At 71.5% G+C, this 8,795-nt stretch carries 10 protein-coding genes; 4 read left to right on the forward strand and 6 right to left on the reverse strand.

Translation table 11 applies throughout. The features are described from left to right. Window positions 1-52: 52 nt before the first annotated feature. The 4 genes from ACR807_RS28210 to ACR807_RS28225 all read right to left on the reverse strand — a co-directional run bounded on the left by ACR807_RS28210 (window position 53) and on the right by ACR807_RS28225 (window position 4,425). Window positions 53-1,108: a 2-oxoacid:ferredoxin oxidoreductase subunit beta gene (locus ACR807_RS28210; protein WP_438924461.1), complete on the reverse strand. Its 1,056-nt coding sequence runs from the start codon at window positions 1,106-1,108 to the stop codon at window positions 53-55. Next, window positions 1,105-2,988: a 2-oxoacid:acceptor oxidoreductase subunit alpha gene (locus tag ACR807_RS28215; protein ID WP_438924462.1), complete on the reverse strand. Its 1,884-nt coding sequence runs from the start codon at window positions 2,986-2,988 to the stop codon at window positions 1,105-1,107. The genes ACR807_RS28210 and ACR807_RS28215 overlap by 4 nt, the downstream gene beginning before the upstream one ends. Before the next feature lie 193 nt (window positions 2,989-3,181). Next, window positions 3,182-3,949, reverse strand: coding sequence for an enoyl-CoA hydratase (locus ACR807_RS28220; protein WP_438924463.1), 768 nt, complete (start codon window positions 3,947-3,949; stop codon window positions 3,182-3,184). Window positions 3,950-3,984: 35 nt separating this feature from the next. Continuing rightward, window positions 3,985-4,425 (reverse strand): Lrp/AsnC family transcriptional regulator, encoded by a 441-nt coding sequence (locus tag ACR807_RS28225; RefSeq protein ID WP_438924464.1) that lies wholly within the window; start codon window positions 4,423-4,425, stop codon window positions 3,985-3,987. A gap of 74 nt (window positions 4,426-4,499) precedes the next feature. On the opposite strand from ACR807_RS28225, the gene ddaH reads away from it, so the two are divergent. Beyond that, window positions 4,500-5,378: a dimethylargininase gene (gene ddaH / locus ACR807_RS28230; protein ID WP_438924465.1), complete on the forward strand. Its 879-nt coding sequence runs from the start codon at window positions 4,500-4,502 to the stop codon at window positions 5,376-5,378. A gap of 74 nt (window positions 5,379-5,452) precedes the next feature. Further along, entirely contained in the window at window positions 5,453-5,683 is a 231-nt protein-coding gene (locus ACR807_RS28235; protein WP_438924466.1) for a DUF2188 domain-containing protein, read from the forward strand. A gap of 71 nt (window positions 5,684-5,754) precedes the next feature. Here ACR807_RS28235 and ACR807_RS28240 read toward each other — a convergent pair whose 3' ends face one another. Further along, window positions 5,755-6,324 (reverse strand): TIGR03086 family metal-binding protein, encoded by a 570-nt coding sequence (locus tag ACR807_RS28240; protein WP_438924467.1) that lies wholly within the window; start codon window positions 6,322-6,324, stop codon window positions 5,755-5,757. 63 nt (window positions 6,325-6,387) lie between these two features. On the opposite strand from ACR807_RS28240, the gene ACR807_RS28245 reads away from it, so the two are divergent. Both ACR807_RS28245 and ACR807_RS28250 read left to right on the forward strand, forming a co-directional pair. Then, window positions 6,388-7,272 carry a DUF6597 domain-containing transcriptional factor gene (locus tag ACR807_RS28245; protein ID WP_438924468.1) on the forward strand — a complete coding sequence of 295 codons (885 nt, stop codon included), beginning with the start codon at window positions 6,388-6,390 and terminating at the stop codon, window positions 7,270-7,272. Window positions 7,273-7,353: 81 nt separating this feature from the next. Beyond that, the gene (locus tag ACR807_RS28250; RefSeq protein WP_438924469.1) at window positions 7,354-7,497 is read left to right on the forward strand and encodes a hypothetical protein; all 144 of its coding nucleotides are present in this window, start codon (window positions 7,354-7,356) and stop codon (window positions 7,495-7,497) included. Between the two features lie 13 nt (window positions 7,498-7,510). Here ACR807_RS28250 and ACR807_RS28255 read toward each other — a convergent pair whose 3' ends face one another. Beyond that, window positions 7,511-8,548 (reverse strand): LysR family transcriptional regulator, encoded by a 1,038-nt coding sequence (locus ACR807_RS28255; protein ID WP_438924470.1) that lies wholly within the window; start codon window positions 8,546-8,548, stop codon window positions 7,511-7,513. Between the last annotated feature and the right edge of the window lie 247 nt (window positions 8,549-8,795).

Below are 8,795 nucleotides of genomic sequence, written 5' to 3' on the forward strand. Positions count from 1 at the left end.
TTCCGGGAGGCGGAACAGGGGTCTTCCGACGATCGGGGGTCGAGCGCGGGGATCAGCCGGCGACGGTCCAGGTGTCCTTGCCGCGCAGCAGCGCCGCCAGGTCCGGCTCCTTCGCCGCCTTGGCCTGCTCGACCTGCTCGCGGGCCGCGTCGTCGTAGGTGGTGCGGGCGGTGTTGCGGAACACGCCGGTCACGGTGTGCCGCAGGTCCTGCGTCGAGAGCCGGGACAGCGCGAACGACAGGTTCAGGTCGGACGCGTCGTGCACGACGATCTCGGACGGCTCGACCTCGGAGGTCTTGGCCACGGCGAGCCCGAAGCCCTCGCGGACCACGGCGTACTCGCCGCCGCCGAAGGTGATCGGCTGCCCGTCGACGACGTTGATGATCCGCTGGGACGCCTCGTCGGCGTCCTTGAGCACGTCGAACGCGCCGTCGTTGAAGATCGGGCAGTTCTGGTAGATCTCCACCAGCGCCGTCCCGCGGTGCTCGGCGGCCTGCCGCAGCACCTCGGTCAGCCCGGCCCGGTCGGAGTCGACCGCGCGACCCACGAACGTGGCCTCCGCGCCCAGCGCCAGCGACACCGGGTTGAACGGGTGGTCCAGCGACCCCTGCGGCGTGGACTTGGTGACCTTGCCCGCCTCGGAGGTGGGCGAGTACTGGCCCTTGGTCAGGCCGTAGATCCGGTTGTTGAACAGCAGGATCTTGAGGTTCACGTTGCGGCGCAGCGTGTGGATCAGGTGGTTGCCGCCGATGGACAGCGCGTCGCCGTCACCGGTCACCACCCACACCGACAGGTCCGGCCGCGCCACGGCGAGACCGGTCGCGATGGCCGGCGCGCGCCCGTGGATGGAGTGCATGCCGTAGGTGTTCATGTAGTACGGGAACCGCGACGAGCAGCCGATCCCGGACACGAACACGATGTTCTCGCGCTTGAGGCCCAGCGTGGGCAGGAAGGACTGCACGGCGTTGAGCACCACGTAGTCGCCGCAGCCGGGGCACCAGCGGACCTCCTGGTCCGACTTGTAGTCCTTGGCCTTCTGCGGCTCGTCGGAGGTGGGCACGCCCGCGAGGCCCCCCAGGCCAGGCAGGCCCAGATCCGTTGCGGTCATTCCGAAGCTCCCTTGATCACGTCGGCGAGCACGTCCTGAAGCTCCTCGGCCTTGAACGGCAGGCCCTGCACCTTGGTGTAGCTGATCGCGTCGACCAGGTACTTGGCGCGCAGCAGCAGCGCCAGCTGGCCGAGGTTCATCTCCGGGACGACGACCTTGTCGTAGCGGGCCAGCACCTCGCCGAGGTTGCGCGGGAACGGGTTGAGGTGCCGCAGGTGGGCGTGCGCCACGGGCATGCCGAGCTTGCGCACCCGCCGTGCCGCCGCGCCGATCGGGCCGTACGACGAGCCCCACCCGACGACGAGCACCCTGGCCTCGCCGGACGGGTCGTCGACCACGACGTCCGGCACCGCGATGCCGTCCACCTTGCGCTGGCGCAGCCGCACCATGTGGTCGTGGTTGGCCGGGTCGTAGGAGATGTTGCCGGTGCCGTCGGCCTTCTCCAGGCCGCCGATCCGGTGCTGGAGGCCCGGCGTGCCCGGCACCGCCCACGGGCGGGCCAGCGTCTCCGGGTCGCGCAGGTAGGGCCAGAACTCGCCGTCCGGGCCGTTGGGCTCGGTGGCGAACGCCACGGACAGGTCCGGCAGGTCCTCGACGTCCGGGATGAGCCACGGCTCGGAGCCGTTGGCGATGGCCCCGTCGGACAGCAGCAGCACCGGCGTCCGGTAGACCAGCGCGATCCGCGCGGCCTCCAGGGCGGCGTCGAAGCAGTCCGCCGGCGACTGCGGCGCGATGACCGGCACCGGCGACTCGCCGTTGCGGCCGTACATCGCTTGGAGCAGGTCGGCCTGCTCGGTCTTGGTGGGCAGGCCGGTGGACGGGCCACCGCGCTGCACGTCGATGACGATCAGCGGCAGCTCGGTCATCACGGCCAGGCCGATGGTCTCGGACTTGAGCGCGATGCCGGGACCGGACGTGCTGGTCACGCCGAGCGCGCCGCCGTACGAGGCGCCGAGCGCCGCGCCGATGCCCGCGATCTCGTCCTCGGCCTGGAGGGTGGTGATGCCGAACTGCTTGTGCCGGGACAGCTCGTGCAGGACGTCCGAGGCGGGCGTGATCGGGTAGGTGCCCAGCACGACGGGCAGGCCGGACCGCTGACCGGCGGCGACGATGCCGTAGGCGAGCGCGGTGTTGCCGGTGATCTGGCGGTACGTGCCCTCGTTGAGCTTGGCGGGGGCGACCTGGAACGTGACGGCGAACGACTCGGTGGTCTCGCCGTAGTTCCAGCCCGCCCGGAACGCCAGCACGTTGGCCTCGGCGATGTCGGGCTTCTTGGCGAACTTCTCGCGCAGGAACCGCTCGGTGCCCTCGGTGGGCCGGTGGTACATCCAGGACAGCAGGCCGAGGGCGAACATGTTCTTCGCCCGTTCCGCGTCCTTCTTGCCCAGGCCGGTGTTCTCCAGGGCGCCGATCGTCAGGGTGGCCATGGCCACCTTGTGCACCTGGTACGCCTCCAGGGAGCCGTCCTCCAGCGGGTCGGCCGCGTAGCCGACCTTCACCAGGTTGCGCTTGGTGAACTCGTCGGTGTTGACGATCAGCGTGCCGCCCTTGGGCAGGTCGCCGATGTTCGCCTTGAGCGCCGCCGGGTTCATCGCCACGAGCACGTCGGGGCGGTCGCCGGGGGTGAGGATGTCGTAGTCGGCGAAGTGCAGCTGGAAGCTGGACACGCCGGGCAGGGTGCCCTGTGGCGCCCGGATCTCGGCCGGGAAGTTGGGCAGGGTCGCGAGGTCGTTGCCGAAGGCGGCGGCCTCGGAGGTGAACCGGTCACCCGTCAGCTGCATGCCGTCGCCGGAGTCGCCGGCGAACCGGATCACCACGCGGTCGAGCTTGCGGACCTCCGCACCACCTGGCGCGGCGCCGTTACCAACGTCGGTAGTCATGTCCTGGGCCGATCCCTTTCCTCACACCCGCTAGGGGCTGGTGCCCCTCCCCCTCTTCGAGGGTAGTCGTGCCCGGCCTCGAACCGGTCTTCGCCGTACCACGCTGCGGGACAAGTGGTCCCACCAGGTGCAACCCGTCGCGAACAGAGGGACTTTTCCTACACCTGACGGTAACTGTTACTTGGAGTCGCAGCTACCTCCGGTCGGCGCCGCTGATCCTGGCCTTCACCGCCGCCAGCTTCGCCTGGAACTCCGGGGTGCCGATCGAGGCCGACTGGGGCACCAGCTCGGCGTCCACCGCCCGCGCGTGCTCGTCCATCGCCGCGGTGCTCCGCATGGTGGACTTGGTGGTCCGCACCAGGTCGCGCGGCGCGTCGGCCGCGGCGCCCGCCAGCGCGACCGCCGACGCCACCAGCTCGTCGTGGCCGCCGTCCACGCGGTCCCAGGCCAGCCCCCGCGCCACCGCGGCGTCCGCGTCGAGGACCTGGCCGAGGAGCGTCATCGCGGTCGCCGTCTGCGGGCCGACGAGGCGCTGCAGCATCCACGTCATGCCGCCGCCCGGGTGGATGCCCAGTTGCAGGAACCGGGCGTCGAACCTCGCCGCCGGGCCCACCAACCGCACGTCGCAGGCCAGCGCCAGGTTCAGCCCGGCGCCGACCGCCGCCCCGCCGACGGCCGCGATCGTGGGCAGCGAGCAGCCCGCCACCGCGAGGAACCCGGCGTAGATGCGGCGCAGGCCCTCCTCGCGCGCCTCGCCGAGCGCCGTCAGGTCCGCGCCCGCGCAGAACGCCGGGGGAGCGCCGGTGACGACCACGGCGTGCACGCCGTCGTCCCGCTCGCACTCCTCGACCGCGCGGACGAGCCGGTCGGACAGGTCGAGCGTGAGCGCGTTGCGCCGCTCGGGGTCGTGCACGGTGACGACCGCGACGCGGCCCTCGCGCGCCAGCAGTACTTCGGCCATGCCGCCGACTCTAGGGGGCCGCCCCCCGGCGCGGGTCAGGGTGCCGGCGGCCGGTCCAGCAGGCGCGACAGCACCACCGTCGACACGGTCCGCTCGATCATCTCCACCGCCCGCAGCCGCTCCAGCGCCGTCTCCAGGTGGTGGATGTTCGCCGCGCGCAGGTGCACTATCGCGTCCGCCGCGCCCGACACCGTGTAGGCGGCCATCACCTCGGCCATCGGTTCGAGCCGCTGCTGGATGTCGTGCGGCGCCACGTTGCCCCGGCAGTGCACCTCGACGAACGCCTCCGTGCCCCAGCCGAGCTGCTCCGGGTCGACGACCGCCGTGAAGCCGCGCAGCACGCCCGTGTCCAGCAGCTTGTCGACCCGCCGCTTCACCGCGGGAGCGGACAGGCCCACCTCCTTGCCGATGTCGGCGTAGCTGGAGCGCGCGTTGGCCATGAGGCACGAAATGATCCGCTGGTCGATCGAGTCCACACGCAACATACTGCCCTAAGAGACGCAATATCGCGGCGTTGTTCGCTGGTCAGAAGGCCATCTACATTTCGATTATGACTTCGGTTTCCCTCGTGGGTCCCGGCGACGAGCCGATCGTGCTGGACGTGGCGGAGCCGGCCGCGCCGCTCCGCGTGCCGACCACCCGCCGGTACCTGATGTGCCCGCCCGAGCACTTCGCGGTGGAGTACACGATCAACCCGTGGATGGACCCCACCCGGCCCGTCAGCACGGCGCTGGCCATGGCGCAGTGGACGGAGCTGAAGGAGACCTACGAGCGCCTCGGCCACCGCGTCGAGGTCATCGACCCCGTCCCCGGCCTGCCCGACATGGTGTTCTCGGCCAACTCGGGCACCGTCGTCGACGGCCGGGTCCTGGGCTCCCGCTTCCGGGCGCCCCAGCGCGCCGCCGAGGCCGACCACTTCCGCCGCTGGTTCCTGGAGAACGGGTACCGGTCCGTGGTCATGCCGGAGCGCACCAACGAGGCCGAGGGCGACCTCGCCTGGACCGGCCGCTACCTGCTCGCCGGCACGGGCTTCCGCACCGACCCCCTGGCCCACTCGGAGGCGCAGGAGGTGCTGGGCGTGCCGGTCGTCTCCCTCCAGCTCACCGACCCCCGCTACTACCACCTGGACGTGGCCCTGTTCGTCCTGGCGGACGACCTGGTCGCCTACTACCCGGACGCCTTCTCCCCCGGCAGCCGCCAGGTCCTCCGCCGCCTGTTCCCGGACGCGGTGATCGCGACCGAGGCCGACGCGGCGTGCCTCGGTCTCAACGCGGTCTCGGACGGTCGCAACGTGGTCCTGCCGGTGGAGGCGACCCACCTGGCGGACCAGGTTGCCCGCCGCGGCTTCGAGCCGCACTTCGTGGACATCTCGGAACTCCGCAAGTCGGGCGGCGGGCCGAAGTGCTGCACGATGGAGCTGCGGGACTGATTCGTTCGGTGCCGATGTGTAGGCGTCGCTCGAAATGACCACCCCATCGGGTGAACTCCGAGGAGGTGCTGAACATGGCTCAGGGCGACGTGGAGACCTACCACGAAGACGGCCGCTGGAAGAACAAGGTCGAGGGCAACGAGCGCGCGTCCCACACCTACGCCACCAAGGCCGAGGCGCAGGCCGAAGGCCGCCTGATGGCCCAGGAGCGCGGCGTGGAGCACGTCATCAAGAACCTGGACGGCAGGATCGCGGAGAAGAACACCTACCCCCGCGAGCGCGACCCGAACCCGCCCGCGGGCTGAGCCGGGTCGACCGCGTCGAAGGCCCCGGTGACCGGTTCGGGTCACCGGGGCCTCCGACGCGCGGGGGTGGGTCAGGGCTTGCGGCCGGTCAGGCCGAGCACGCGGTGCAGGAGCGGGGCGTCGTCGGGCACCGGGACCTCCGGCCCGTAGATGCCCATGTCCCTGCCCATCCGCGCGGTCGGCACGAGGCCCTGGTGGACGTGCTCCAGCAGGTCCTCGTCCCACACCGGGTGCTGGTCGGTCGCCTGCGCCAGGTCCCAGGTGTGCACGACCACCTCGCCGAGCACCATGCCGCCGACCACCGCCGCGGGCATCTCGTGCGGACCGCCCATGCGCGTCGTCCCCTCCCACGCCCCCGGCGCGGCCCACGCGTCGGCGAGGGCGCGCCACCGGGTGCTCAGCTCCGCCGCCCAGTCCCCGGTGGTCAGGTCGACGTCGGACTCGGCCCCCGCCGGCGGGGGCACCAGCTCCTTGCGCCCGGCCGCCTCCAGGGACGGCCCCCAGAACAGCAGGTGGTTCACGAGGGCTCGGACGTCGAACTCGGCGCACGGCGTGCGCGCGTCGAGCTGCGCGGGCCCGACGCCCTCGACGACGCCCAACGCGGTCGTCACTGCTCGGCTGATCAACTGCTCACGGGACATGCGGCACACCGTAGGGAGAGCCGCCCCGGGGTGTCTTGAACAAAGGCGACATACGCTCGCGCCGTGACCGCGGTGGGGGAGCAGGGCCGGGACCAGGAGCAGGGCCGGGACCAGGAGCAGCGCCGGGGCCGGGAACAGGGCCGGGAGCAGGAACGGGGTCGGGACGAGCGCGAGCTGGCGTGGCGCCGTCACCAGAGCCACGAGTTCCACGCGCCCTCGCCCGACCTGGCGCCGCACGTCGCCCGCTACTGGGCCGTCGAGTGGTCCTACGAGCGGCCGTACCGGCAGCTGATCGTGCCCTACCCGAACGTCCAGCTCAGCTTCCGCGCCGGCCGCGCCGAGGTGCACGGCGTGTGCGGCGGCCACGTGGTCAAGGACCTCGACGGCACGGGCCGCGCGTTCGGCGTCGCGTTCCGCCCCGGCGCGTTCCGGCCGTTCCTCGGCGCCCCGGTCCAGTCCATCACCGACCGCACCGTCCCGGCGTCCGAGGTCTTCGGCGACGCCTTCCGGGACCTGCCCGAGGACCCCGGCGCGCCCGACGTCGAGGACGCCCTGCGCCGCGTCCTGCCCGACCCGGACCCGAGGTCGCGCGAGGCGGTCGGGATCGTCGACCTGATCGCCGGGAACCCGCGCGTCACGCGCGTCGACGTCCTGGCGACCGAGCTGGGCACCACCGTCCGCGGCCTCCAGCGCCTCTTCGCGGATCACGTGGGAGTGACCCCCAAGTGGGTGATCCGCCGCTATCGCCTGCACGAGGTCACCCAGCGCATGGCCGAGGGCGGCCGGATCGACTGGGCGGCCCTGGCGGCGGACCTCGGCTACGCCGACCAACCCCACTTCGTCCGCGACTTCACGGCGATGACCGGCGAGACACCGACCCGGTACGCGGCGCGCTACGGCACCCCCGCCGAGGGGGCCGGCGACGACCGCGGCAGCCGTCACCCGTAGGGCTGAGCGGTCTGGCGCGAAGGGCCCCGGTGGTGTTCCGATCGACGGCACTCGCTGTCGACCAAGGTAGGGAGCGCGCCCATGAACGAGCTCGACGCCCAGCGCCCGTCACCTCACCCGCAGCACGAGGAGGAGCCCGCACAGCGGCGGGCGCGGGAGGCCCCCGAGCGGCTCTCCGGGCTGGAGTGGCTGGCCCGGCAGGCGAAGCGCAGGCAGCCCCGCTAGTCGGCCCGGGCCGCTAGTCGGCCACCTCGCGCTGGAACGCGGCCCACAGCAGGTTCAACGGGTGGTCGGACGGGAACTTCGCCCGCTCCTCCTTGCGGGCGAAGACCCCGACCAGCCGCTCCAGCTGCGGCTTCCGGTCGTTCTTCAGCTCGACCACGCGCAGGCCCGAACCCTCGCGCAGGTCGCCGTTCGCGGCGACCACGCCGAGGCCCGAGGTGACGATCATGCAGCCCTCGACGAGCCCCGACCGCAGCAGCGACATGCCGTACTGGATCTCGTCGATCTCCGCCGCGATGTCCAGCTCGTTGCGGTAGTCCGGCCCGAACCAGCCGCGCAGGAACTCGGCGATCAGGCCGTCACCCGGCACGACCAGGGGCAGCTTCGGCAGCTCGCCGGTGCCGACGCGGCCCGGCAACCGGTGCTCGGGGAGGTTCGTGAGCAGCGCCAACCCGCCCCGCCGCCACTCGATGACGTCGAAGTCGTCGAACCCGGTGCTCCGCCCTGCGGGCGTCACCACGCTCCCGCACACGATGTCGACCTCCTTGGACCCCAGCGAGGTCCAGATGTCCTTCGTGCGGATGTGCACGACCTTCAGCTCGACGTCCCGCCGGCGGAAGTCGTCGGCCACGTGGTGCCACGCCTTGGCCAGCGGGTCGAGCATGAACCGGGTGGTGCCCACGGTCAGCGTGGTGCCGAGCTTGCGCCGGCACTCGTGAATCGAATCGAGCCACTCCGTCAACGTGGTGCGCGCCAATTCGACCAGTGCCTCGCCGGTCGGTGTGATCAGCACGTCTTTTCCACGTCCCTGCTTGACGACCAGCGGCTCGCCGCACAGCGACTTGAAGTTGCGGTTGAGCGTGTCGACCTGCTTCTGCACGCTGGACTGCTCGCGGCCGAGGACCCGGGCCGCGCGCAGCGCCGACCGCGTCTCGTACACCGCGATCAAGGTCCTGAGCTGGTCCAACGTGGTGTCCAGCAGCAGCGGCGAGGTGTGCAGGAGTCTGCTGAGCCGGGTGCCGGCGGGCAGGAGCAGCTGTGCCGAGGTCGACATGCAGGGCCTCTCGGGTCGGGACGTGGTGTTCTACTGATTAGTTGTACTGAACTTGGCCACAGTTCGTGGTGAAATTATCCGAAGATCTTGGCCTTATCCCTGGACAGCTATGCGCGATCCGTAAGAGACTTCTGCCGCAACCAGGTGCTTGTTCACGTGGGGGCAATCAGGGGGGTATTGGGGGGTTGGGGGCCCGCCGGGCGCTGACCACGGCGCAGGTCGCCGCCGCGTTCCTGGTGCCGGAGGC

The sequence above is a fragment of the Saccharothrix sabaoui genome, assembly GCF_051756985.1.
GTDB lineage: Bacteria > Actinomycetota > Actinomycetes > Mycobacteriales > Pseudonocardiaceae > Actinosynnema.

Bases quoted from the DNA above. Each gene is read 5' to 3' on its own strand.
- ACR807_RS28210 (WP_438924461.1), bottom strand. From the start codon at position 1,108: ATGACCGCAACGGATCTGGGCCTGCCTGGCCTGGGGGGCCTCGCGGGC.
- ACR807_RS28215 (WP_438924462.1), bottom strand. From the start codon at position 2,988: ATGACTACCGACGTTGGTAACGGCGCCGCGCCAGGTGGTGCGGAGGTC.
- ACR807_RS28220 (WP_438924463.1), bottom strand. From the start codon at position 3,949: ATGGCCGAAGTACTGCTGGCGCGCGAGGGCCGCGTCGCGGTCGTCACC.
- ddaH (WP_438924465.1), top strand. From the start codon at position 4,500: ATGACTTCGGTTTCCCTCGTGGGTCCCGGCGACGAGCCGATCGTGCTG.
- ACR807_RS28235 (WP_438924466.1), top strand. From the start codon at position 5,453: ATGGCTCAGGGCGACGTGGAGACCTACCACGAAGACGGCCGCTGGAAG.
- ACR807_RS28240 (WP_438924467.1), bottom strand. From the start codon at position 6,324: ATGTCCCGTGAGCAGTTGATCAGCCGAGCAGTGACGACCGCGTTGGGC.
- ACR807_RS28250 (WP_438924469.1), top strand. From the start codon at position 7,354: ATGAACGAGCTCGACGCCCAGCGCCCGTCACCTCACCCGCAGCACGAG.
- ACR807_RS28255 (WP_438924470.1), bottom strand. From the start codon at position 8,548: ATGTCGACCTCGGCACAGCTGCTCCTGCCCGCCGGCACCCGGCTCAGC.